Genomic DNA, 26,333 nt, shown 5'->3' on the forward strand with positions numbered 1-26,333 from the left:
AACGCCGATCGGATCACTTGCGGCTCCCCGCTTCCGATAGCGCCTTGTAATACGCACCGACGATATCTTCGTATCCCTGCGGCAGCGCCTGCTGCGACGCCGCGTCGATCTGCTGGCGCATATCCGCGGGCAGGTCGACCGCTTTCTGCAAGCTGAGCTTCACCGCCGAGTCCACCTGCGCCTCCGCGGCGCGCAGTTCGCCGATCGCCTCCTTGCGCTTCCGCGCCGCGTCGAAGTAACGATGATCGTGCGCATCCTGCTCGGCACTCTGAAGCAGGTACAGCGCCCGGTCGATGCGACCGCCCTCGCGCCCCGTAATCTGCGCGTCCTTGGCGACCTGCTGGGCCTTTTCGCGCATGATCTTGTGCAGTTCGTTCAATCGCTCCATATCCTTGACGACATCCGGCGGCGTCCCGCCCTGAAGCCCGCGCTCGCCGCCGCCCGTCTTCTTGCCCCCGCCGGTCGACCCGCGCGGATCTAGCTGCTTCTGACTTTCGACGTTGCCCTGGTCATACGGCTCGTTCGTCGTCCGCGCCGGCGTCGGCCGCCCCTCCAGCGCCGTGTTCTCCGCGCCCACCATCTGACCCGACGACTTGCCCCGCCGCCCCGCGCCCGAACGGCCCGACAGCTCCGAATCGTTGGGCAACTGGTTGCCCGTCTTTCCCACGGCTGCAAAACTGCTGATCGGGCCGTCCGCCACGTCCCACCCCGCCTGCATGTTCCCGCCCCATGCGCCCGTCTTGTCGTCCGCTTCCTTGTCGAACTCGTCGAGGTCCTCGATGAGATCGCCGACGATGTCCTGAAGCTTGTCGGGCAGCTTCGTCTCCGGCACGTTGAACTTGCCCTCGACCGGGTCCTCCATCGCCCACTTCGTCGAGTCACCCTTGTCGGGCAGCCACATCTCCAAATCCTCCGCTACTTCCGTCGCCAGCGCCTTGGCGCCTTCCTCCGCGGGCGTGGCGATCTCCTGCGTGGCCGGGCGCGCCTTTTTCTCAATTTCCTCGAATATTGTCGAGATATTCTCCGCCAGCTTCGAATCGTTCACGAAGCCCTGCGGCAGCTTGGCCAGATCGTCGATCGAATCCTTCGACCACTTCTTCCATCGATCGAGTCGATGCTCCGCGTCGGCGAGATCCTTGAGCTGCTCCGCGCTGAGCTTGTCATCGGGCCGCTTGGGCATGCGCTCGTACTTCTCGTCCAGGTCCTTCAGGTCCGTCAGAAACTTGTCCAGGTCGGTGGCGATCTGCTGAAGTTTCGCGTCCACCTTCTTCGCCTCCGGGGGATTTTCCTGTTCGAGCCGCTTGAGCTTCTCGCGCATCTGCTCATTGCGGTCGAGTCGAACAAGGATTGCGTTCAGACGAGTAATGATGTCGTCCTGCACGGGCAGCGAATCGCTGGCAGCGTGTTTGCCCGCTTCGAGGTTCGCCGCATCGCGACAGCCCTCGAGCATCGAGAGCGCCTTGGCCATCGGATCGGCGGCCAGATCGCGCAACTCGGCGATGATCGTCTGCGCGGGAAATGCGTTGTCGGTCATCACCGTCGCGAGCTGCTGGGTCTGGCGGCGGATGAGATTTTGCCGATTGATCAGACCCGCCGGCGGATTCATCGCCGCGGTCTGGGCGCGATTGAGGCGCTGCTGACGGATGAGTTCCGCCACGGCCGCCGCGTAGTCGCTCGTCTGCTGCGACATCGACGCGGCCGCCTGCTCGGGCGTGAGCACGATCAGATGGTACACCCGGCTCGTCGCACGCCCCGGCCCGCTCGGCGACACGTCGTTGCGATCCGCCGCCGTCGCCCAGTATTCGAGCCGATCCCCCGCCGCGAGTTTGAGCCCGTTCATGTCGCTCGTCATCGTGAGTCGCAGCGTCTTGGCCGGCTCCGTCGTGTCGTTGGCCCATGTGCGGATCGCCGCCGGCTCCTTCGCATCATTGACCCGCCCCATCAGCGCGACCGGCCCGAGCCCGTAACGATCCTGCGCCTCGACAACGAACGACACCGCCGCGTCCGGCGTCACCTGCACGTCCCGCCCCGGCCCCGTGATCGCCACAACCGGCGGCGCATCATCCAGCACGCTGATCGTGTACGTCACCGCGCCGTCGACCTCGTATCCCTGCCCATCGCGCAGTTTCACATGCCAGCTTCCCGCTTTCTGAATCGTCATCTTCGCCGACCACGTCCGCGCATTGCCGCTCGATGCACACGCGATCGTCCGCCCGTCATCAAACACGAGACCCATCGCTTCAAGGTCCTTGCTTGCCTTGAGCGTCAGGTCCACCTGCGTCGTCGGCAGCGCACTGATGTGGCCGTCGAAGTTGTCGATGTGCTCATCGGCCATCGCCGTGTAGCGCGGGTGATGCAGCGTCGCCGTCATCTTCTCCACGCGCGGCCGGGCATCGACGATCACGCGCGTCTGGCCGCTCGTCGCGTCGCCCGCCGTCACGACAAATCGCAAGCCCACGTCGACCGCCGGCATCGTGTAGCTGAATGCGCCGCCCGGTCCCGCCGTCATCTCCGCGCGTCGCATGCGGCCGACTTCGTCCGTCCACCGCACCGACGCTTCGCTCACCGCCGCGCTGCCCGCACGGGCGCTGACCTTCGCCTCGATCTTCAGGGCGGCGCCTTCAAGCACATGCACCGTCCCCGTCGGCGTCACCGTCACATCCGTCCATGCAAACGCCTCGATCGACGCCAGCGGCATGAGCACACGCGCCATGCTCACGCGCGCGCCCGGTCCGCCGACCCCCGCATACCCCGCCAGCAGCGCCGCCGCGATGAGCAGCCCCGCCGTATACCGCCTCATCGCCGGCTCGCTCGCCACGCGGCCCGCCTCCAGGTCGTCCATCGCGATCGCCCCCTGCTCAATGATCGCCTCGATCAACGCCGGCGCGGTCCATGTCGCTTCGCGCCCAAGCTGAAGCGCATTGATGATGCGGTTGCGCGAAGCGGGATGACGACGCTCAATCATCGCGGCGAAAAAATCGTCGTGATGGGCCGTGCGCAGCGTCCGACTCGCATGCCGCGCCGCCGCCAGCGCCGCGCCGTACACGCAAGCCGCCTGCACGACGCGGCCGACGTGCCCGAAGGCGATCCATTGATCGAGCGCCGATGTCGCCGTGAGCACGGCCGCCGCGACGCCGAGCGTGAGCATGATCGTCTCGACCGCCCGGCGGAAGCGCCATGCCTGCCGCACCGCCCCGACCTGATCCACCAGCATCATGTACGCTTCGGTCATGAGTCACCCTGCCTTCATGCCAGATGGTTCCGCCGCCGCACGAACCACTCGACGCTCGTCATCGCGATGAACATCATCAGCACCAGCGGATGATTCCACAGGTGCGCCGTCTTCGCCTCGTACGCCACGCGCGGCTCGTCGCCGAGGTTGGCGAGCATCTTCGAAAGCTCCCCCGTATTGTCGATGTCCGCGTAAAGTCCACCTGTGACGCGCGCGATCTGCGCCATCGACGTCGGATTCGTCAGCGGATTGTCCATTTCCAATTTCGATCCGCGCACGAGAAACTCGGCGACTTGACTGGCCGCGTCCTTCTCGCCGGTCACACCGGGCGTGACGAGTCGGGCGGTGATCTCGAATCGCCCGCCGCGATCCGGGAAGTAGGAGGCGGTCCATGCATCCGCATCCCCCGCCGCCGGCTCGGCCTTGAGCGGCGTCGCCGTTCCGTCGGGCGAGCGCACCTCCAGCCGCAGCGCCGTCTCGCCCGCCGCGATGCCGGGGGTCATCGCCGCGGGATTGCGCTTGACGCGAATCATCACATTTCGGCCGCGCTCGTACGACGGTTCGTTGGTGGCGATCGACAGCACGGTGCTCGTCGTCAGATCGCGATGGGCGAGGTAACGCATGATCTGCGACCAGAACCGCACATACACCGTATCGCTGCGGCCGGCGAGCCGGGCGAAGCGCGACCAGCGCCAGGTCGAGTCGGCGGTGATGAGCATGACCGTGCCCTTGCCGAACTTCTGCTCAATGAGCACAGGCGTCGGCGACGATCCGCCGAAGGCGTGCTCGGCCAGCACCGTCGCCCCGCTTTTGACATCGCCCGCCGCGGCGCATCCGAGCAGCGGCGGAAGATCGCGCCAGGCCGCTTCGTCCGTCGCGCGGTCGCCGGTCATGACCATCGCCGGATGCGCCATGCCCGCCGGCGTCAGCGCGAAACTGAACGCCTGATCGATCTGCCGCACCGGCCCGCCCAGTTCGATCGGCAGCGCGTCCGCCAGCGGCGTGCCCGTAAGGCCCTGACTCGACAGATTGCGGTAGCCGCCCATGACGATCATCCCGCCGCCCTGATCGATCCATTCGCGCAGAGCGCGGTACGCCGCGACGTCGAGCATGCGCCCTTCAAAATCCCCGAGTACGACCGCGTCGATCTTCGCCAGTCGCTCCTTGCTGATCACTTCATTGCCGAAGAGCGCGCCCGCCCCGGGGCCCGCGAGCTTGTCGGGGTTCGCCGATCGCACGAACGACACGAGGTCGACATCCGGGTCCTGCCGCAGTCGATCGCGCAGGTACGTCAGTTCGCTGCGCAGCGTGCCCTCCACCAAGAGCACGCGCATCGGCTCCGCATCGACGCGCATCTTGAACATCGTCATGTTGTTCGCTCCCGTCGGCTCGTTCGCCGCCGTCGCCAGCCGGGCGGTCATCACAAAATCGCCCGGCTCGTCGGGTGTGAACGTCACGGAGACGCGCTGCGTGATCGCGCCGGCGGGCAGGTCGACGGGCTGAGTGTGCAGCACGGCTCCGCCGCGCTCGATGGTCAAGGTCGACTTCGTCGCCTCCCCGCCGTCCTTGCGCACGAGGGCCTGCACCGTCGCCGCATTGTGCACGCGCACGCGCGCCGGCCCTTCCGCCGAGAGGAGCGCCAGATCGAACGCCCCGCCGCTTTCCCGCCGCGGGGCAGCGAAGCCGATGGCGTACACCGGTTCGGAAAGATCGGCAAGCGTCATGTAGTCCGCCCGGCCGGTCGTGTCCTGCCCATCGCTGATGAGCACGATGCCGGCAAGCCCCTGCCCGCGCATCGACGCCTCGGCCGCTTCGACCGCGCGCATCAGATTCGTCTGTTCGCCGTTGGGTTCCGCCGGCGGCGCGTCGAGCTTCCGCCCGTCCATGCCGAAGAGCCGCACGTCGAATCGCTCGCCGAGCGGCGACGCGGCGATCCACGCCTTGGCCTTCTCGTACCGTGTCCGACCGGCGTGATCGAGGCCCATGCTCTGCGAATCGTCGAGCACGATCGCCACCGCCGGCTTGTGCACGCGGCGCGTCTGATGCGTGATCGCCGGCTTCACCAGCGCCGAAAGCAGCAGCGCCACCGCCGCCAACCGCAGCGCCATCAGCCACCATGCCAATCGCTTTCCGCTCCGCTGATACATCCGCGCATACGTGAGCACCAGCACGCCGACCGATGCGAGAATCACGATCGCCCAAAGCCACGGTGGATCGAAGTTCTCGAGCGTCATGACGGAGAGCGTCGCGTTCATCACGCCGCCTCCTTCGCCGCCGGGGCGCCGTCGCCGATCGCATCGCGGCGCGACAAGGGATTTGCCTCCGCCGCCTCGCGACGCCGGCTGAGCCAGTTCGCCAGCGCCGGCTCGAACAAACCAACCATAAGCGCGATGACCAGCAGCGCATCCCAAAGCCCCCAACCCTGCCGCGCCGCCCGTGCCGCCTGCGCGATGCTTTCGGGTTGATCGATGTACACCCACGCCGCGGCCGGGTCGACCCGCTCGCCCACCGCCGCCTTGTTTAAATACGAAAGCCGCGACTCGTCGTGCGGCATGTTCACCGCGAAAGCGTACAGCGGCGGCGCACTCGCCGGCGCTCCCGCATCGCGCACCGTGTACACACCCGCCCGATCCGTCTGTGAAAAGCGCATCGCCGCATCCGCATACGCGGGCCTTCCGCCGGGCGTCGTGATCAACGGCGACTGTTGCGACGCGATCGACCGGGGCAACTGCACCGTGTCGCCCGTGGCGAAAAAGCCGCTCCGCCCCACCGGCGGCTCCGACAGATAACTCACCACCCGATACACCCACGGCACAAACAGCGGCTCGAGCGGGAGATTGTTCCAGTCACGGTCGAGCGTCGAAACGAACATCATCACCCGCCCGCGCCCGAATGCTTTCTCCGTCATCAAAGCGTCGCCCCCATCCGTCTCCATCAGCACCGATGCGCCACCCGGCTCGAGAGCGAAGCGCTTGTCGAACTTAATTGACGCGAGACGACCGAGTTCGCCTGCGTCGAAGCCCGCCATCGCCGGATGCGACGGATCGACCCATGCGACGAACCCGCCGCGCGTCGGATCGTCGAGCCGCTGCGTGAGTCGGCCCGGCAACAATCCCCCGTGCAGACGAGCCGGGCCGATCATGGCGTTGTAGGCGTCCATGTCCACGCGGTCGCCGAGCGTGATGAGCAGATTCGTTCCGCCGTCGACCGCATGTTCGATCGCCGCCAGCGCCGCGGGCGAAAGCGCCGACACATTGGCCAGGATCAACATCGGATACGCCGCGAGCTTGTCGGCATCGAGGCGGCTCGCATCGAGCGTATCGATAGTGACCGGCGTTTCGTTCGCCCCGGCCCCGAGGGCTGCGCGGAAGAAGAACAATTCGTCGGCCGAGGCGATTTCCGACGCGGCGCCGTTCATGACGCCGATGCGGATGCGGTCATTGACAAAGAGCGCGAAGTACCGGCGGTTGTCGGCGTCGAGCGCATCGGGATGCGTCAGCGACGCGCCGTCGACTTCGATGCGCCCCGTGTGCCATCCGCCGTCGGCGAAGCGATGCACGAAGCGGACCATCTGGCGCTGACCGGCCGCGAGTTCGACGGAGCGTGTGGCGACGATCTTGTCGTCGATGATGAGGTTGACGTTGACGGTCATCGGGTCGCCGTCGGTGTTGACGAGGGCGCGGAAGGTGAACGGGACGCCGAGCAGCGGGCGCGGCGAGCTGTACTGCACGGCGTCGACGGACACGTTGGCGGGCGATTGGGCGGGCTGGGTCGAGACCATCATGAGCCCGCGCGTCGGGCCCGGATCGAGCGGGGTTGCGGCGGGCAATGCGGCGTCGGCGAGGTCGCTGATGACGTCGATTTCCTGCTGGCCCGACGCGGTGCCGAGCACTTCGCCGGCCTTGTCGAGCGCTCCTTGCACATCCGTTGCCAGATCGCTGAGCGTCACCTGCGCGATCGCCTGCCGCGCCTGCTCCAGATCACTCGTCGGCGGGTCGAACAGCACGGTCGGCCCGGCGGCGCGGCGACCGGCGAGCACGATCGTCACACGATCGCCGCGCAAGGTCGACAGATCATCGACTAGCTGTTTTGCCGCCGCCTTGGCGCGGTCGAGCTGCGACCCGCGCGCGTCGCCGGCGGCCATCGACGCCGAGTCGTCGAGCACGATGGCGACGGTGCGCTTGCCCGAGCCGAAAATGCCCGACAATCCCGGAATGCGCAGCAGCGGCTGCGCCAGCGCCAGCGCGAACAGGATGAGCAGCGCCATGCGAAGGAACATGAGCAGTCGATCCTGCACGCGGGCGCGCCGGGCGCTTCGCAGAAACTGCTCGTCGAAGAAGCGCGTGGTGGAGAAGACGATCTTCTTTCTCTGTCGGCTGCGGCGCAGATGAAGCAGCAGCGGGATCGCCGCCGCGAGCGTGCCGAGCAGGAACCAGGGGGCGAGGAAGATCATCGGTTACGTCATCCTCACGCGGCTTGCCGCCTGCCGCTGCGACAGGTACCGGGCCAGGAACGTGTCGAACGGCTGCGACGTGTCGGCGAGCGCATACCCGATCTGCCGCGCGGTCAAGCCAGTGCGGATCGCATCCAGATAGCGCGTCAGCTCGGCGAGGTAGTGCCGCTTCACCGCCTCGGCGTCGGCGCTGATGATCCGCCCGGTTTCGATGTCCTCGATCTGACCGGCATCGACGAATGGAAACGTCAGCTCATCGCGGTCGAGCATCTGAAGCACGATGACCTCATGCTTGCGATGACGAAAATGCCCGAACGCATCGAGCAGCGCTTCCGGCGGCGCGGACCCGCTGAAAAGATCGCTGAGCACGATCACCAGCGCCCGCCGCTTGAGCGTCTCGGCCAGCTCGTGAAACACGGCGGGCAGATCGGTTTCGCCGGCGGGTTCGACGGCTTCGAGCGCTTCGGTGACGGCGGCGAGATGACGGTGGCCCTGCCGCGGGGGGATGTTGAGGCGGGTTTTGTCATCGTGGACGATCAGGCCGAACGCGTCGTGCTGGGTCTGCATCAGATACGCCAGCGATGCGGCGCAGTACCGGGCGTAGTCGAGCTTGCTCATCGGGCCGGCGGACTGGTAGGTCATCGACTTGCTGGCGTCAAGCAAGATGTAGCAGCGGAGATTGGTCTGCTCCTCGAATTGCTTGACGTAGAGCCGATCGCGCCGGGCGGCGAGCTTCCAGTCGAGATAACGCGGCTCGTCGCCGGGCGTGTACTGGCGATGCTCGGCGAACTCGACGCTGAACCCGCGGTGCGGCGAACGATGCTGACCCGAGTACAGACCTTCGACGACCAGCCGGGCGGCGAGACTCATGTTCCTGAGCTTCGCCAGCGCCGCCGGATCGAGAAAGCGGCTCGACTGTCCGGGAAACGTCGTCATATCAGTGACCCGCCAGCGCGTCATATTCCTGCGGCGTCGGCTCGCTGACCTTGTCGAGCAGTTCCGCGATGATCGAATCGGCGGAAAGCCCCTGCGCCTCGGCGTGATAGTTGGGCACGACACGATGGCGCAACACCTGCGGCGCGACCGCGCGGACGTGATCGCATGTCACATTGAATTCGCCCGTCAAGGCCGCCCGCGCCTTGGCCGCCGTCGCCAGCGCCTGCATCGCCCGCGGCCCGACGCCCCAGCTCACATATTGCTTCACATGTCCCGGCGCCATCGCTTCCCCCGGCCGCGTCGCTCGACCGATCTTCACGCAATACATCGCCACATGGTCCGACACCGGCAATTGTCGAATCAACTTCTGCAGCGAAATGATCTCTCCGGCGGTCAGCACCTTCTCGATGTTCGGGTCCATCGTTGCAGCCGGCGCCTTGACGATGGCGAGTTCCTCGGCGATCGAGGGGTAATCGACCTTGAGCATGAACATGAAGCGGTCGAGCTGCGCTTCGGGGAGCGGGTAGGTGCCTTCCTGTTCGATGGGGTTTTGCGTCGCGAGGACGAAGAACGGGCTGGGCAGGTCATGCGTCACGCCGCTGGAGGTGATCTGCCTTTCCTGCATGGCCTGAAGGAGCGCGGCCTGGGTCTTGGGCGGCGTGCGGTTGATTTCGTCGGCGAGGACGATATTGGCGAAGATGGGCCCGGGCACGAAGCGGAACGTGCGCTCGCCGGTCGCGCGGTTTTCCTCGACGACTTCGGTGCCGGTGATGTCGGCGGGCATGAGGTCGGGGGTGAACTGAATGCGCTTGAAGTGAAGATCGATCGCGCGGGCGATGGTGGAGACGATGAGCGTTTTGGCGAGGCCGGGCACGCCGACCATCAGGGCGTGGCCCCCGGCGAAGATGGCGGTCAAGAGATCGTCGAGCACGGCGGTCTGGCCCACGATGACTTTGCCGATTTCGTCGCGGAGTGTTTGCCGCGCGGCGCCGAGGCGCTGAATCACGGCCGGGTCGAGCGCCGGCGGCGGAGTCGGCGCGGTTTGCGAAGCGATCTTGTCAGCGAGCGGACCGGAGCCGAGTCTGGACATGCGTGTCTCCATCAATGTCGGTACGGCAAAACGTCAACCTCAGCGACCGACCGCGTACGTGAGTATGTTTAAGGCGAGCTTGCGGGCGCTGTCGGCGTCATAGGCGTTGGCATACGGATCGTGAATCCCCTTGAGCATCGCCAGCGTGTCGTTCTTGGAGTACACGATCACCGCGCGTCCGTCGATGCTCACCGCTTCGAGCTCCGGGGGCCGGGGCGCGAGCGTGGCGGCGTCGCGCATCTGGTCGATCTCGTAAAGCCCGTGATAGATCGGATGATCCGGCGGCAGCGGCGCGAGCTTGAGCGTCGGATAGATCGATGCGATCAAAGCCCGCGCCTCGCGATCGAACTTGTTGAACCCCGAGGTGTTGTTGATGAAGAGGAACCCGCCGGCGGAAAGATGACGACGCAGCACGTCGATCTGCGCCGCGGTGAACTGCGGTTCGTCCATACCCGTCATCAGCACGATCGGCGTGTCGGCGATCTGCTCCAGCACCGGGTCGACGTCCTTGATGTCGAACGCGATCGGCACGCTGGTTCGGTCGGCGGTGAGGCGAATGAGCTGATACAGACTGTTGGGGTCGGCGTTCCAGTCGCCCTGATGGCGCAGGTGCGCGATCGTGACGGCGGCGCGCTGCTCGGGTTGATCGCCGAGGATCGGGCGGGTTTCGGCCTGACTTTTTGCGAAGCGGCGCTCGGCGGAGACATACGACACGAAGTTCACGCCGAGCCGAATCGCATCTTCGGGAAGCATCGCAAGCGTCGGAGCCGGGTGACGATCGCCCCGTCGCGGCGCGGCGGGCGCATAGAACTCGTCCCACCCGCAGGTCATGTCATACGGCGAAAGAATCACCGCTGTGCGAGCGGCGATGTTGAGGCCCATCAAATACGGCGGGCCTTCGGTGCGCGTATGCACGCCCTGCGTGATGGTGAAGTAATGCACGTTGGCATATTTGTAGTACGCCCGCATGATCGGGTGATCGAGCTGAAGCACATCGAAGCGCCGCTGCGGGAACATGGCGGCCATTTCGCTCTTGAACGATTCGTTGAACTGCGCGGACCCGAGCGCGGCGGTGGCGATCAGCGTGCCGCCGTCGAGCAGGTAACTGCGGAGCGCTTCGCGCTGATCGGACGTGAAGGTGAAACCGTCGTAGCCGGTCATGTAGATCATCGGCACGGTGTAGGTCTGCCCGGCCTTCTGCATGGCGACGAGTTCGTCGATCTTCACGACCGTGTGCCCGTACCACGCGTCGATCTGCGCCCGCACATGGCGCAGCAGATTGTCCAGATCGCCGGGGTTGGGCATGTAATCCTGATCGGCGCCATAGACGAGCCGGGCGGCGAACGTCGGCGGATTCGGCTCGGCCTTGGGCTCGCTGCGGCGCAGCGGCGTCGCCGGCAACGGCAGCGGCGGGACGCCCTCTGCCGCCGTCTCGCGCTGGGGGTCCTTGCGCGGCGGCGGACCGATCGTGCCAAGCTGCCGCTCGGCCGGCGACGCGGTCGTCATCAGAAGCAGCAACAGCCATGTAAGCCGACGGGAGACGGGCGTGATCATGCGTGCTACTCCTGGGGCCAGCGTTCGGGCCGGGGCTTGACGATGATCGGCTTGGTCGGTGAACCCTCGGCGTTCACCGCATGTACGCCCGCCTCGACGACGGGCAATTGGATTATACCCAGATCGCGCTTCGCATGATCCGCATCGAGTCGAATCCCGCCGAGCCGGCGATCGAAAGTGATGCGAAGAGCTGCGTAATCCTTCTCAAAAAGTCGGCGTCGCTCCAGTGCGTAGAACGGGCGCTCCTGATACGGGGCCCAGTTGTGCTCCTGCGGATTCTCATATTGAAACCGATCGACGCGCCACGCCCACTCCCCCGGCTTGAAGCCCCCGCCGACCGAATCCCGCCGCCGAAGCTGCGCCACCAGCAGTGCGGCGTTCTGAATGTTGCCCTGAATGTCGAGCACGACGACGTCATCGGGGTAGTGCTTTTCAAAATACGCCGCGAGCTTGTCGAAGATGGCGTGCTTGCCTTCGATGGACAGCGGCTGCTCCTGCTCATAATCACTGCGCGGCACCTGCGCGTCCCATCCTTCGATCGTCCCCTGCTCCGTCTCGATGTGCAGATCGTACGTGGCGCCATCGGGCAGGTTGTCGATGATGATTTGATCGCCGTCGACGCGGCCGGGGAACGACTTGCCGAAGACGCCCTCATCGGTGTACTGGCGCTGGATCGCCGCGATGGAGTTGATCTTCGACGGCGACTGAACGGTCGCGCGAATCCCGCCGGCGGATGCGGCGGCGGCAAGTGCGAGCGACATGATGAGCGCGAGTGTCTTCATCGTTGATACGCGGGCAGGTAGTGCATGTAGACCTCCATGCACATCGCGCCCATGGCCGTCGAGTAACAACTCGCCTCCTGCCCGTTGAGGTTCTGCTCCCCGTACCCCGGCCACGAGCCGTTTTCGTTCTGCGTCGCGAGCAGGAATTTGCTGACGCGCGGATGCCAGATCGCCCACTGCTGTCCGCCCGCCTGAAAGTGCGCCTGCATGGCGTAGTAGCTCATGTAGTAGAAATAGGGATCGATGTTCGAATTGTAATCGCGGTCCTGAAGATACTTGAGCGCCTTGGCCACGGCCGGATCGTCATACGCGCCGAGCAACTGCATGCACAGCGCCCCCGCCGCGGTCTGCGCCGGCTTGGCGCCCTGACCGGGCTGATAGGCGAAGCCGCCTTCGGGCATCGCGCAGCGCTTGACATAGGCCAGCGCCTTGTCGATCGTTTCCTGCGGCACGTTGAGCCGGGCGTTCATGGCGGCATGCAGCGCGACGACCTGCATGACGGTCACGGACAAGTCCGCGTCCGTCGAGTTGGGCTGATAGCGCCATCCCCCTTCGCCGTTCTGCGAGCGCACGATCAGATCGACCGCCCGCTGCACGCTTCGCCGCATCTCCATGCGCGGGATGAACCCGTAGGCCTCGATCATCGCCAGCGTCGCCAGCGCATGCTCGTACATCGGCCCGTGCGACGGCGCGGGCGAAGCGTAAAGCCCCTTCGTGTCCTGCGTCGAAAGTATGAACCGCACGCCCCGATCGACCACCATCTTGTAAGGCCCGCGGTTGGGCGCGTGCCCGCGGCCGAGCATGGCGAGCAGACACATCGCGTTGATCCCGTTGTTGCCCCCGCGACCGTTGATGCCCTGCGGCCAGGTCCCGTCCTCACGCTGCTGCTGCGCCAGATACGCGATCGCACGATCCACCGACGCCTCGATCCGCGCCATCTGCTGCGGATCCGGCAGCACCGTGTCCTCGACGCCCTGTCCCCGCGCATGGGTCGCCGCCAGCAATCCGATCAACAGCGTGATGCATGCATTGCGCTTTTTCATGTGAGCCCCAGCAAGCGTCGAATCCCCACGTCCGTGCAGTACAGACCGACGAGCAACATGAGCGTCAGCCAATTGTCCCATACCTCGCGCTCGCGCGGCCGATGCAGCGTCACCGCCTCCCCCGCCAGTTTATCCGGCAGTTCATGCACATCGCCCAATTCGATGAGCGACCCGCCCGTGGCGTCGGCCCATGTCCCCAGCGCATCGCGATCGACCTGCGGCTTGATCAGTTCACGCCCCGATTCATTGACCATCACCATCGCGCCGACCTTGCGGTTCTTCGCATCGTTGTAGCTGACCGTGAATGCCCCCGCCTGCTCGGCGCGCCACAGCCCGCGGTAGTACCCGCCCTGGTTCGTGCGGCGGACCGTCACGCTGCTGCGCGGCGGAGGTGCGCCGCCTTCCGTTTCGCCCGTGATTTCCAGCCGAATCTCCGCATCATCGACCGGCCGCCCCGAGGCGCCGACCGCGTAAAGCTCCACCGACACTTCCGACCCGACCTCGACTTCCGCCGGCGTCGCTTCGATCCAGCTTTCGGACCCGCTGCGCTGCTTGCTCCGCGTCACATGGCGCACCGTCTGACCCCAGAACCGATAGAACAGCACATCGCCGATGTTTCGGCGCCAACGAAATGTGCCGTCGGTGTTGAGCATGAACACGCGACCGCGACCCACGAACTGCTCTGCGATCAGCGGCCGCTTGCCCTGCGGCGTCTCGTACTCCGCCAGCAACGTCGCCGCCGGCGTGATCTGCGTCGCCGAAGCCGCCCAGTAAAACGGCGGCATCTGCGACCAGAGCTGCCGATTCTTCGTGGCGTTCGGATAGATGGCGAACGCCGGATGCAGCGAACCGGCCGGCGTGACCGTCATGCGGAACGGCGCGAACGCCGGCGCCTCCGCGCCCGCCGTCATCACCCCCGCCTCGCTCTCCGACGGCCGCACCTCAAACTTCATCGGCAGCAGCTTCCCCAGCGGCGCATCCAGAAAATCGATCGGCATGTGCTCCGTCCCCGCCTGCACGATCAGCCCCACCCCTTCGTCCTCCACCGCCTTGACCAGCGCCTCCTGAAGAGTCGGCGGCAGCATCGCCGGCGAAATGTCGCCGAGCATCACCAGCCCGTATTCCGCGAACCCCGCCGCATCCGTCGGCAGCTTCGCCGCACGCGGCAGATCCTCCGGCTTCGTCCCATCGGCGAGCAACTGCGACTCCATCACGAACCGCACATCCAACCCCCGGTCCCGCCGCAGCGCATGATCTAAAAAGCGGAAGTCCCAGCGCGGATTCCCCTCGATATAAAGAACTTTCTGACGATCCGTGTCGACGCGCAGCCGCACCGCCCGCGTGTTGTTGACCTTGACCGGCTCTTCGTTCTGCCGATCGACCGTGACGCGCAGCATCTGTTCGCCGACTTCGTCGGGGGTGTAGCTCAATGATGCCTGCACATTGGCGGCGTCGGCGAGTGTGACCTTCGCGCGATCGATCGTCTTCTCGCCGCGCATGAGCCGCACCTCGACCTGTCGCCCGTCGAACCGGCGCGAGCCGATCGTGGCGACGAAGCTGACCGTGTCGCCCTTGGTCGCCTGCGTCGGGGCCAAGACATCCTCGACCGCCACATCCGGCGCCGGCTCGTCCGACCCGACCGGCACCGAGACGATCGGCGTCGCCGCATGCGACCCGCGATCGAGCCCGCCGCTGATACGATGGATCACGCTCATCACGTCCGGCCCGCTCGTCGAGCGCCCGTCCGAAAACACCACGATCCCCGCCAGCGTCCGCCCCGCTGCATCGTCGATCGCCTGATTCAGCGCCGTGCCGATCGCCGTCTCCCCCGCGTCCGCCTCGCTGAGCTTCTTCGGCGACTTGTCCCCCGTGACTTCCCGCACCTGTCGCGCGACACGATACACCCGCACGTCAAACCGGCCATCGAGCGATTTGAACGCCGCCGTCTTCTGATGTTCGAGCACCGCGTCGAGCAACTGGGCGCGCGACGTATTGTTGAGCTTCTTGCGATCTTCCGCCGATGGGTTAGGCAGCGTGCCGGTCTTATCATTGGGCTCGATCATCCCCGTCTCGCGCGCCAGTGCGGCGAGGCCCGTCGCGTCGAACGGACCGGCGGGCAGGTCCATGCTTCCCGACTCGTCGATGATCCACGCCAGCACCGGCTTCTGATGAATCGTCTCGTCCATCCGCACATACGGCCCGCCGAGCACGATCACCAACAGCAGCAGCACCAGAATGCGACAGACGCTTAGTGCCCATCGGGGTTTCGCCCCGATATGCGGCAGTGCCGCGCGATGACGACGCACGATGAACCAAGCCGCCGGCCCGATCAGAAGCAATCCGAAAATCAACCACTGCGGGCGCGACCAGAGCCATTGCACACGATCCACCTGCGCCCCGATGCGCTCCTGCACCCCGATCAGACGCAAGAACCAGTCGCTCATGGCTGCGTTTCCGCCTCGCGCGTGAGCTGGCGGTAGTACGCGTCGATGAGCGGCTGATAGCCCTCGGGCCCGTGCTCGTTCATACCTTGAATCAACGGCTCGCGCACGCGCGGCGGCAAACGATACAGCGCCGCCCGCTTCGCCCCGTCCACGCCGACCGCCTCCACGCCGCTTTCGTCAATCTCGCCGGGTTTGCCGGTGTATCCGCGCGAACCGAAGCTGCGCCCGCCGGGCGGCGTCGTCGAGTTCGTCGGCCCGGTCGCCGAGCCGCGTGCGCTGCCGGTCATCGCCGCCTGCCCCGCCGCCCGCTGCGCCATCGCCAGCGCGCTTTGCACATCCGGCGAGTTGAGCGCCGCCTGCAACTGGGCCGTCGACTTCGCCGCAGCTTCGCCCGTCTGTTGCGACGGGCCCGTTGACTCGCCGCGACTTTGCTGCTGCGCCGCCGCCATCGCCGGCCCAAGCTGCTGCTGCGCCGCGTCCGTCTGTCCCATCGCGCCGCGCAATTGCTCGGAGTTCTCCGTCAGTTCCTGCCGCGCCCGCTCCTGATGCTCGCGCAATCGCTGGCGCGGCGTCTGCTCCGCCTGACCCGCCGCGCCTTCCTTCGCCGGCAACCGTTCCACCGGCCGATCGCGCCCCGCGAAGCGCTCATCCAGTTCCGTCCGCCGATTCTCCTGCGTCGCCTCGATGGGTTTGTCCCACCAGTCCGAATCCTTCATCTTCTGTTCATCCTTCGCCGCCTGCGCCTGCTGATCGCCCCCTGCCGATTCCTTGACCTTGTTCGGGTCCGGCGTGTCCTTCTCCACCGGCGCGACCTTCTCGACTCGCCCCGGCGGCGCCCAGGGCGCTTCAGGAAGTTCGTCCGCCTTCCGCGGCCGATCGCTCAGAAGCTGCTGATTCTTCGCCATCAGCTCCGCTGCCTTCTCGTCAAGATCCTTCTGTGTTTTCGAGATTTCATCCAGCTTCGACGCCGGCGCGTTCTCCGTCTGCTGGGCCAGTTCCTGCTGCTGGGCCTTCCATTGTTCGAGCAGATGCTGGCGCATCTGAAGCTGCTTCTGCAGGTCGGCGATCTGATCGCTGGCCGACCGGGCCGCCTGCTGCGCCATGACCTGTTTCATCTGCGCCTGCGCCGCCGCCGGGTCCTTCGCCAGATTCCCGCGCGCCGCCTGCATCTGCTGAAGCTGCGTCTGCATCGCCGCCAGCTTATCGCGCTGCGCCGGCGTCAGCGGCTCCGTCCGCGCGAGTCGCTCAAGCTGCGCCGCCTCGCCCTCCGACACCGCCTTCGCGTCAAGCTGCTGCGCCATCGCCTGCGCGTCCTGCGCCATGTTCGCCAAAGCCGCATCCTCGCCCGGGGCTGACAGCGGCGAATTCTTCGCCTGATCCGACGTCGCCGCGAGCTGCTTCGCCAGGTCGTCGATCTGTTTCTCCTGATCGTCGAGCTGCGCGTTGAGCTGCGCAAGCTGCTGACGCTGCGCGTCGGTGAGTCCGTTGTATATGCCTTTGAACAGCGCCGCGATTTCCTCATCGCTCATCGGCGTCCCGTCGGCGTGTTTGAACCCGTCGCGCTTGATGTCCGCGCTCTTCAAATGGTCCGGCAGATCCTTGAACAGCCCCGACGCCGCCGCATCGACCGCCTTGATCGGCATGCTCACCAGTTCGCCCAGTCCCTTGAGCAGCCCGTCGAGCGGCGGCGCGCCCTTGTCCGCCTCGCTCGCCGTGGGCGCCGCGGCGATGGAAAGACGATACACCGCGCTGCTCACCGACTGACCCTTGCGATCTTCGACGACCACCCGGTAAAACAGACTCGCGCCCGGCTTGAGCAGCTCGGCCTCGGGGTCGATCGACGTCGTGGCCAGCCGCATCGTCGCCGGCTCGTCATACGTCTCGATCCACCGCACCGAGTGCAGTTCGTTTTCGCTGACGCCCAGTTGAATCCCCACGCGGCCCACGCCGTAGTCATCAAACGCGCGCGCCGTGATCGGCAGCGCCGCCGGCTCCGCCAGCATGACGTCCCGCCCCGGCCGCTCCACCGTCACCGTAGGCGGCTCGTCCTTCGCGGCGACGATCGCCATCGGTTTGCGCGTCCGGCTCGCATGATCGAGCTTGTTGTAGAACGTCACGCCGACCTGCACATCGCGCTCGATCGTCATCGCGCCGGTCCATTCGCCGCTCTTGCCATCGAGGTCCATCGACCGCTGACCGAGCCGTAATAGCTCCGTCGTTTGCACGTCTTCGCCTCGGCTCGTGAAGAAGCCGGGCCGATCGATAAACGCCCGGCCGGAGTCGATCTCGAAGCTCATCCCGTCGAGCTTGACGCCCTGCCTGGACCGATCCCCGATCATCATCGACAGCGGCACGACCAGCCGCGTCCACTGCCCACCCTCCGGCAATGGGCCCGCATAGACGAACCGAGTGCGCTCCCGGCTGGCATTAGCCAGCTTCGCGCCCCACACCACCGCGTCGATGTTGCCGTTGTCCAGGTAGCTGACGATTAGACGCTGCGGCGGGCTCTGCGGATCGAGCCACACGTACACGAAGAGCGTCGACTCCGGCGCGGCGCTCATCGGGTACAGCCGCGTCTTGAAGGCGAACGGTTCGCGGTTCCAGCCGAAGGTGAACGACTTGACGCCGCTGAACGCCCGGACCGTCGACCATCGCCAATCGCCGTGCGTCACCGCGTCGGCGGGAAGCTCGTCTTCGAACCACACGGTTTCCTGTTCGATCGTCTTGCGCGTCGTGACCTGCTTCGGTTCGAATAAGCCCATCTCGCCGCGCACCGGCTCGCCGCCGACTTTGGCGCTGAGGCGCAGCGTCGATCCGATCGGCGCTTCGATGCGCGGCGCATCGGCGCTGACGATCCGCGGCTCCGGCAGCTTCATGTAGTCCGGCAGCAGGACCGCATACTTGACGTCCTCAACGATCGGACGCGGCGCGGCATGTATCCGGTACGTCGGCGTCCACGTCTTGCCCCCGCTCACGAAGTATTCGTAGTCCCCCGTCGCCGCGCTGAGCGTGAAGCTGAAGTCCGTCGCGCTGTCGGAGCCCATCGGGTATTGCACCCACGCTTCGCCCTTGGGCTTGAGATGCAGCGTCAGCGACGCCGCCTCGCCGCGCGTGATCATCGCGCCGATCTTCACCGGTTCGCCCTGCAAAACCTCAAGGTCTCCCGCCGCCTCGATGCGAAGCCACGTCACCGGCGGCAGATTCGCCGTCGGCATCATGATCCGCGCCAAGGCCGTCGGCATCCGATCCGAAAACAGCGCCGCCATCAGTACGATGAGCACGACCGTCGCCCCGGCCCCGGTGACCATCCGCCGCATCCGTGCCGGGTTCGCCACCTGCTCAACGCGATAGTCCGCCGTCTTGGCGCGCGTCTGCTCGATGAGCCGGGCCACGAACGCGGGGTTCTCCCTGCTCTGCCCGTTCGCCGCGTCCAGCGCCAGCACGGTCAGCAGGCGATTGTGCATGCCCCCGATGGCGCGCTCGATGCGCAGCGCGACTTCCTCGGCCTTCCGCCTGCGGAACGTCGGCCAGACGACGCCGTAGCCCAGCGCCGAAAGCAGAATGATCCAGAACGCCGCCCACACCAGGACACGCATCGCCACGGGCATGGCGAAGAGCATGTCGAGCGTCACGGCGAAGAGCAGCCAGCCGACTGCGCCCAACTCGACGAACGCCGACCCGCTGATCAGCTCATGACGGCGAAGCTGATGGGCGGTCTCATCGATGAGTTCCACCAGGGCGCGACGATCGGCGTGAAGCGGATCCATGCGTGTTCCATTATAGCGATTCAGAAGTTCACTACTTTCGCGTTCCCGCAAGGTCGCGGCGTTTCGGGGGCGCGACGTTCGATCGTGCGCCGAGGCGTTCGGCGAAGCGGCGCACCGCGCTGCCCATCCCGCCGCCGGTCGAACCCGTCGCGCTCGTCGGCTTGAGCGTCGAGAGGAGGAACTCGAGGCCGATGACGGCGAACATGGTCCAGATCAGCGCCCGCCAGATTTCCTTGCGCTCGGTGAGCTGGGCCGTGAGCACCGGATCATCGGGCGAGCCGGCGAGGTAGACGAGCTTGTGCGGCTCGAAAATCGCGCGGAGGTTCGCCTCGTTCATCGGTTCAAAGCCCGCGTCCTCCATGTCGAGGTTCACCGCGAATCCCCGCTGCTCGGTCTTCATCTGCCCCGGCGCATCGCGCGGCGGCTGAATCGAAAACGTGTAATACCCCTTGCGATCCGTGCTCATCAAGGCGCCGACCATGCGGTCATCGCTGCGCTGCATGTCCAGCGCCTGCGGGCGGTCGTCCGGGCCGACCACCTGCACGCTCGCATTGGCCCATCGATCCGCAAGCTGAATCGGCGCCGGCTCGTGCGGACGCACCGCGTCGACCGCGCGAATCTGCGCGTCCCGCCGAAGATGCGCCACCGACCGCAGCAAAAGCGGCACGAACTCCGGCTTGAGCGGAAGGTTCGACCAGTCGGGCGTGGCGGCGAAACCGGCGAGCATGACCCGGCCCCGCCCGATCGACATTTCCGCCATCGCCCCGCGTCGATCGGCCAGGCGCATGAGCATCGTCGTGCTCGTGTTCTGCCCGCCGCTCATCGCGATGGGGAAATACCGGTAGAGCCGCACGGTCCCGAAGAATTCGTTCTTGTCCTCGCGCGACTCGAAGGCGCTGAGCACGGGGTGGTGCAGATCGAGCGTGGCGATCGGGACGAACGTCGCCTCGTTGTCCGGGTCGCCGACGGGCGCATCGAACCACAACGGCGTCGTCGAACCCGATATCGTCTCGGTCGTGATCAGATGCTTGGAATAATCCGCGCCGACGACGTGCGGACCGGCAAAGACGAACAGTCCCCCGCCGTCTTCGACGTACTTGCGCAGCATCCGCCCGCGGTTCGCATCCATCGACACGTCCGCCATGATCACCACATCCGCATTGGCAAGCTGCGGATCATTGATCTGATTCTCGTTGATCTGCGTCAGCGCCAACGACTCGGCGATGCGCTGCTCCTCGTTGCCGCTCGTGCCGCCCGTGTCGCGCGCCAGAAGCGGCGCCCGCAGGGCGGCACGGATGTAGAGCTTCGGATCGCTTTCGCCGCTGACGTTTGTCGCCGCGGTGATGAGCAGCACATTGATCTGCGGCTCGACGTTGAGCGTGAACAGATACCGATCGTCATCCGTGAACGCATCGGGCGGCAGCTCGAAGCGCCCGCGGACGATCCCCGCGTGCGTCGGCACGATCGTGATCGCCCGCGTGAGCTTCTGCCCCGGCTGAAGATTCAGATCGACCTGCGACACCTGCTGATCATCGAGCACGACGGCGAGCCGGGCGTCGACCGGACCGTTCGTCCGCCCCGCCGCGACCGTCGCCGTGAGCATCACCGGCAGCCCCACGACCGGCCGACCCGCACGCGGCGGATCGCCGACGACCGCGAGGTTCGCCACCGGCTCCGATGCGCCGACGTTCATCACGACCAGACGCGTCTCGTCGTCGATCTTCCGCAGCACCGGATGTTCGCGCAGCACGGACCACGCCCGCTTCTGCGCATCGCTGATGACATACACGATGCGCGGCCCGTGCGGCGGCTGCGCCAGCGCTTCGCCGATCGCGGCGGGAACGTCGGCGGGCGTCAGGTCGGTCTTGATGGCGTCGAGCGCTTCGAGCATCGGCAGCGGCTTGGACGCATACGCACTGACGACGACGTCGGGTTTGTGAGCGGCGCGGATCAGCGTGACGTGATCGCCGGGGCCGAGCTGGTTGATGACGGTCTTCGCCACCGCCTTGGCCCGCTCCAGCGCCGTCGTCCCACCGGTGCGAAGGCCCATCGTCGCGCCGGAATCGATGACGAGCATGACATCCCGACCGGCCTGCGAACCGAAGAGGGAAGCGAACCGGTCGACGACCGGCCGGGCCATCGTGAGCACGATCAGCAGGACGAAGAGCGTCCGCAGCAGCATAAGCAGATATTCGAGCAGCTTCACCCGCCGCCGCTGCTGCACGTAGCTTTCCATCAGAAAGCGGTACGTGCTCAGCTCCACCGTGCGCAGACGGTAGAGCGTAATGAGGTGCAGCGCGATCGGCACCAGCGCGACGGGGAGAAACCAAAGTAGAAGCGGATTGATCATGCAGCGTCACATCGTGCGGTTGCGTCGGGCCAGGTACGCGCTGAGCACCTTGTCGTAGCGCTGGTCGGTGAGGATCAGTTCGTAGCTGATGTCGCGTTCGAGGCATGTGCGGCGGAGGCGGTCGAGGAATTCGTTCAATCGCGTCAGGTAGGCCTTGCGGATGGTGCGCGGGTTGGCGATGACGGAGCCGGCGCCTTCGATGTCCTTGAAGCGTGTGAGCTTTTCATAGGGGAACGTGCGTTCGGCGGGGTCCATCAGGTGGAAGACGAGCACTTCGTGCCGCTGATATTTGAAATGTCCGAGACTGTCCATGAGCTTGTCGACGTCGCCGAGCATGTCGGAGATGAGGATGATGATGCCGCGTTTGGGGATGCGGCCGGCCAGTTCGTGGAGGACGCCGGCGATGTCGGTGTCGTCGCCGGGCGTTGTTTTCTCCATGAGGTTGAGCATGTTGCGGAAGTGACTGGGCGTCGCGCGGGCGGGCAGATATTCGCGCAGGGCGTGATCGAAAAGGGCGAGCCCCACCGCGTCGTTCTGCCGGAGCATCAGATGGGCGAGCGCCGCCGCCATGAACATCCCGTAGGTCAGCTTGTCGAGCGCGCCGTCGCTGGGCGCGAAGCTCATCGAGCGCGAGGTGTCGAGGATGAGGGTGCAGCGGGTATTGGTCTCTTCCTCGAAGAGCTTGACGTAATACTTGTCGGTCTTGGCGAGGAGCTTCCAGTCGATGGTGCGGATTTCGTCGCCCACGCTGTAGGGGCGATGATCCGCGTACTCGACGCTCGACCCGAAATACGGGCTCGGATGCAGGCCCGAGAGAAAACCCTCGACCGCCTGCCGCGCGACGAGTTCCATGCGACCGACGAGACCGAGGCCTTTGGGATCGAGAAGACGCTTAGCCATGAAAATACTCAGCGCGGGCAGACAGTTCGGCATGTCTTTCCATTAACCAATAGCAAATACCTAATGACCATTAGCCAATGCATTTGCTATTAGGCATTGGGCATTTGTTATTGGTTAATGAAAGGCAAATGACCCACTATTCATATCGTCTCCGGCAAATCGTGCAGGAGTTGATCGACGACGTCATCGGAGGCGACGTTTTCGGATTCGGCGGCGAAGCTCGTCACGAGTCGATGACGCAACACGGGCTTAGCGACGGCACGGACATCGTCGATCGATGCGGACGCACGGCCATCGAGAAGCGCTCTTGCCTTCGCGCCCAGCAGAAGCGCCTGACACGCGCGCGGGCCGGCGCCCCATGTGAGGTAGTGTTTGACGTAATCGTGATTCGCCGCATCGCCGGGGCGCGTCCCGCGGACGAGTCGGACGGCGAAGTCGGCGATGGGGCGCGCGACGATGACCTGACGGACGACGTGCTGAATCTGAAGGATGTCGCTCTTTTGAAGGACGGGCTCCAGCGCCTCGGCTTCGCGCGACGTGGTGGCGAGGGCGATTTCGATTTCCTCGTCCTGCGTGGGATAGTCGACCTTGATCTTGAACATGAAGCGGTCGAGCTGCGCTTCGGGCAGCGGATACGTCCCTTCGCTTTCGATCGGGTTCTGCGTGCCGAGCACGAAGAAGGGGCGATCGAGGTCGTAGCGCTTGCCGGCGGCGGTGACGTGATATTCCTGCATCGCCTGAAGCAACGCCGCCTGAGTCTTCGGCGGGGTGCGATTGATTTCGTCGGCGAGGATCATGTTGGCGAAGAGCGGGCCCTTGACGAAGCGCAGGCCGCGCTCGCCGGTCGTGCGGTTTTCCTGAAGGATTTCGGTGCCGGTGATGTCGGAGGGCATGAGGTCGGGGGTGAACTGGATGCGGCCGAACTCGAGGGAGGTGAGCTGCGCGAGCGTGGAGATCATCAGCGTCTTGGCGAGCCCCGGCACGCCTTCCAAGATGCAATGGCCCTGACAGAAGAGGCCCATGAGCATCAGGTCCAGCACATCGTGCTGTCCGACGATGACGCGCTTCATCTGATCGAGCATGTAGCGGTGGGCCTTGACGACCTGCTCGCTGGTCGCGCGGACCGTCTCACTGACCGCCTCCGCCACACCCGATCCCGCCGCTTTGGATTCCATGCGCTCTCCAGAACTTAGGTTCCATCATTCTAACTCCCCGCCCGCGCGAGCCCAACACCCGAACCCACGCCGCGCGGCGTGACGACGATTCCCCGCAAATCACGGCGTAAATGGCTGATTTTTTTCTTGGCGGCGCCCCTGCCCGGCCGTATCATCGACAGGGTCCGACACACTTTGCGGCAGTGAATTCCGGTCGGGCGGCTTGTAATGGAGATCGATGCGATGCGCTTCAGTCGCGGCATCACATTGGTGGAAGTGCTGGTGGTGGTCGCCATCATCGTGGTGCTCATCGCCATCTTTATGCCCTCGTACGGGCGCGTGCGCGAGTTGGCGCGGCGGGTCGTCTGCGCCTCGAACCTGCATCAGACGGGCGTGGCGCATCTGGCATGGGCTCAGGATCATGACTGGAATCTCGTGGCGGGACAGCCCTCGTACGACGCGGCCCACGACCGGGCGGACAAGACCCACGACAAGAGCAAGATCGGCAACAGCGGGCACTATGCGGTATGGGTGCACGACTGGACGAATCCGCATCCGACGCGCGGCTCCGAATACGGCGGCAATTTCACCAAGCACGGCGCGCTCGTGACGATGGGCTATCTGCCCAACGGCAAAATGTTCTATTGCCCGAGCTGGCGCCTGCCGTGGATTCAGTATGAGACGTCCGGCACGGATGGATTCGGTCAGACCGGCGGCGGATGGTTCGAGGATGTGTCGAAGATTCCCGCCGGTCAGCTCTACATGCAGACGTCGTATCACTACAACAGCATGTTCGGCTCGCCCAATTATGACGCGGTCGATACATGGCGCAGCGCGAAGATGACGCGCGATGCACCCGGGGCGGCGCTGATGGCGGACGCCTTCGCACAGCCCAAGCGCGGCGTCGACTTTCACCATGTCGAGGGCTACAACATCCTCTACCTCGGGGGCCATGTCCTTTTTTACAACGACCCCGACTTCGAAATCCGCGACCTGAACCTGCCCGGCGGCGAATCGGGATATTTCTCGGGCAAATCCAACTATCGCGTCTATCAGTCGCGGGCATGGCGCCTGTTCGAAGCGCGCCCCTGATCGCCGGGCCGCCGGTCCATTTGTGCAAATCCCTCGGAAAATTCGCGGCTTCTTGTACCGCTTCGACCGCGCGCGTACCGCATTGGTACAGGCCCGCGCGTGATCTGGCTGCGCGGACGAATTTTCTCCTCCCGCTAAAACCTATTTATTTCATCAGTTAAAAAAATGATGCGCATTCGCGCCGTTCAGGCATCGCCCTTGCATCCGGCCTCGTGAGATGCTGCGCCTGCTCCTCCGCCCGGACGTGTCTATCCGGTGGGGGCGGCGCAATTTGACAACTTGGAGGTGTGACGATGAATACGCTGCGCGCGGGGTTCATGTCTGCGACGTTTGTGCTTTGTGTCGGACTGGTGCACGAGGCGAACGCGGCGGTGATCGATTTCGAAATGACGCCCGGCGGGGCTACGCCCGTCGATGATGCGGCTGTCGGCGGCTACACCGTCGGACTCACCACCGTCAGCTTCGGCACCGACACCGACAACGACGGCGACATCGACGTCGTCGCGCACTTCGAAGATCGCGAAGGCACCGTCGGCCCGGCGCCCAGCGATCCCGGCGCTGAGGACCCGCATGGCTACACGCACGGCATCGGCAATCAGCCCTACTTCTATGACTACGACGCCACGCCCGGCAAAATCGGCGGCGACTGGATGATCCGACCCGAAGAAGACGGTGACGACATCGGCGGCGGAACCAACAACGGCGTCGACACGAATATGAACACGCAGGGCTTTTTGATCGTCTACTCCGGCGAACTGCCCGTCAGCGCGTCGGGCGAAATTTGGGACATCGACTCCAACGCCGCCGGCCCGCAAAGCTTCCCCGAGCAGTACACCGTCAAGGCCTTCGCCTCCGTCGCCGACCTGCTCGCCGACAATCCGATCGGCACGCAGGTGAGCCCGTTGGGCAAAGCGTACGATGAGCCCGGCTCCCTGTCGGGATTGCCTTGGACATTTTCCTTCGCGAATCTCAACGGCGGCATCGCCATCATTCAGATATTCCAGAACCGCACCGCCGGTCACCCGCGCGGCTTCGCCTTCGATAACTTCAACGCCACCGAACCCGCCCCGCCGGTCGTGACGCCCGAGCCGGCGTCGTGGGCGATGATGAGCATCGGCGGATGGCTGCTGCTGCGCCGCGGACGCGCCGCAGGCCGGTCCAAAGCCGCATGAAATCCGGTACCGCAACAGCATTAAAAAATACTGCGAAAATCGCGAGAAAAGTGTTGCCATGCACTAGGTCATCCAGTAGCATCGACCTTGAATAAAAGGTGTGTCCATCATGGACACGGTTCGCGAGAGAAAGACAGGAACCATCGGATTTTGGTGTCGGCTTAGAGAAAGATGAGCCCCGCCGTTCTCACGGCGATCGTTCAGCGGTCGCGCTGCGCGTTTCGTCGAACCCGGTGACCTGTCGCGCGATGCGGATGAGCCGATCGAATGCGATCGCGGCGCCTGCTGCGCCGACGAAGTGCGTCGATCCTGCGCATCGTGCTCGCGAATGAAGGGTTCGCCGCAGCAACGATTCCGAGAGGAA

At 65.4% G+C, this 26,333-nt stretch carries 15 protein-coding genes; 2 read left to right on the forward strand and 13 right to left on the reverse strand.

Annotated elements, in window-relative coordinates:
• Window positions 1–13 precede the first annotated feature (13 nt).
• From GC162_03550 to GC162_03610, 13 genes are all read right to left on the reverse strand, one after another.
• Window positions 14–3,232: a hypothetical protein gene (locus GC162_03550; GenBank protein MBI1367708.1), complete on the reverse strand. Its 3,219-nt coding sequence runs from the start codon at window positions 3,230–3,232 to the stop codon at window positions 14–16.
• Window positions 3,233–3,246: 14 nt separating this feature from the next.
• Entirely contained in the window at window positions 3,247–5,487 is a 2,241-nt protein-coding gene (locus tag GC162_03555; protein MBI1367709.1) for a hypothetical protein, read from the reverse strand.
• Window positions 5,487–7,685, reverse strand: a complete 2,199-nt coding sequence (locus GC162_03560) for a VWA domain-containing protein (protein ID MBI1367710.1) — start codon at window positions 7,683–7,685, stop codon at window positions 5,487–5,489. The genes GC162_03555 and GC162_03560 overlap by 1 nt, the downstream gene beginning before the upstream one ends.
• A gap of 3 nt (window positions 7,686–7,688) precedes the next feature.
• Window positions 7,689–8,621: a DUF58 domain-containing protein gene (locus GC162_03565; GenBank protein MBI1367711.1), complete on the reverse strand. Its 933-nt coding sequence runs from the start codon at window positions 8,619–8,621 to the stop codon at window positions 7,689–7,691.
• A gap of 1 nt (window position 8,622) precedes the next feature.
• Complete coding sequence (locus tag GC162_03570; GenBank protein MBI1367712.1) at window positions 8,623–9,711, reverse strand: AAA domain-containing protein; 1,089 nt, start codon at window positions 9,709–9,711, stop codon at window positions 8,623–8,625.
• A gap of 39 nt (window positions 9,712–9,750) precedes the next feature.
• Window positions 9,751–11,265 (reverse strand): DUF4159 domain-containing protein, encoded by a 1,515-nt coding sequence (locus GC162_03575; protein ID MBI1367713.1) that lies wholly within the window; start codon window positions 11,263–11,265, stop codon window positions 9,751–9,753.
• 5 nt (window positions 11,266–11,270) lie between these two features.
• Window positions 11,271–12,026, reverse strand: a complete 756-nt coding sequence (locus GC162_03580) for a hypothetical protein (protein MBI1367714.1) — start codon at window positions 12,024–12,026, stop codon at window positions 11,271–11,273.
• A gap of 17 nt (window positions 12,027–12,043) precedes the next feature.
• The gene (locus tag GC162_03585) at window positions 12,044–13,090 is read right to left on the reverse strand and encodes a prenyltransferase (protein ID MBI1367715.1); all 1,047 of its coding nucleotides are present in this window, start codon (window positions 13,088–13,090) and stop codon (window positions 12,044–12,046) included.
• Window positions 13,087–15,534: a hypothetical protein gene (locus tag GC162_03590; GenBank protein ID MBI1367716.1), complete on the reverse strand. Its 2,448-nt coding sequence runs from the start codon at window positions 15,532–15,534 to the stop codon at window positions 13,087–13,089. The genes GC162_03585 and GC162_03590 overlap by 4 nt, the downstream gene beginning before the upstream one ends.
• Window positions 15,531–19,301, reverse strand: a complete 3,771-nt coding sequence (locus GC162_03595; protein MBI1367717.1) for a hypothetical protein — start codon at window positions 19,299–19,301, stop codon at window positions 15,531–15,533. The genes GC162_03590 and GC162_03595 overlap by 4 nt, the downstream gene beginning before the upstream one ends.
• Before the next feature lie 31 nt (window positions 19,302–19,332).
• Window positions 19,333–21,651, reverse strand: coding sequence for a VWA domain-containing protein (locus GC162_03600; protein MBI1367718.1), 2,319 nt, complete (start codon window positions 21,649–21,651; stop codon window positions 19,333–19,335).
• A 6-nt stretch (window positions 21,652–21,657) separates the two neighbouring features.
• Window positions 21,658–22,584 carry a DUF58 domain-containing protein gene (locus tag GC162_03605; GenBank protein MBI1367719.1) on the reverse strand — a complete coding sequence of 309 codons (927 nt, stop codon included), beginning with the start codon at window positions 22,582–22,584 and terminating at the stop codon, window positions 21,658–21,660.
• A gap of 107 nt (window positions 22,585–22,691) precedes the next feature.
• Complete coding sequence (locus tag GC162_03610; GenBank protein ID MBI1367720.1) at window positions 22,692–23,726, reverse strand: AAA domain-containing protein; 1,035 nt, start codon at window positions 23,724–23,726, stop codon at window positions 22,692–22,694.
• A gap of 207 nt (window positions 23,727–23,933) precedes the next feature.
• Here GC162_03610 and GC162_03615 point away from each other — a divergent pair, with 207 nt between their 5' ends.
• Together GC162_03615 and GC162_03620 are read left to right on the forward strand one after the other, a co-directional pair.
• Entirely contained in the window at window positions 23,934–24,797 is an 864-nt protein-coding gene (locus tag GC162_03615; protein MBI1367721.1) for a hypothetical protein, read from the forward strand.
• Window positions 24,798–25,090: 293 nt separating this feature from the next.
• Window positions 25,091–25,969, forward strand: coding sequence for a PEP-CTERM sorting domain-containing protein (locus GC162_03620; GenBank protein ID MBI1367722.1), 879 nt, complete (start codon window positions 25,091–25,093; stop codon window positions 25,967–25,969).
• Window positions 25,970–26,333: the final 364 nt, after the last annotated feature.

Source organism: Planctomycetota bacterium (assembly GCA_016125255.1).
Taxonomy (GTDB): Bacteria; Planctomycetota; Phycisphaerae; order Phycisphaerales; family Zrk34; genus RI-421.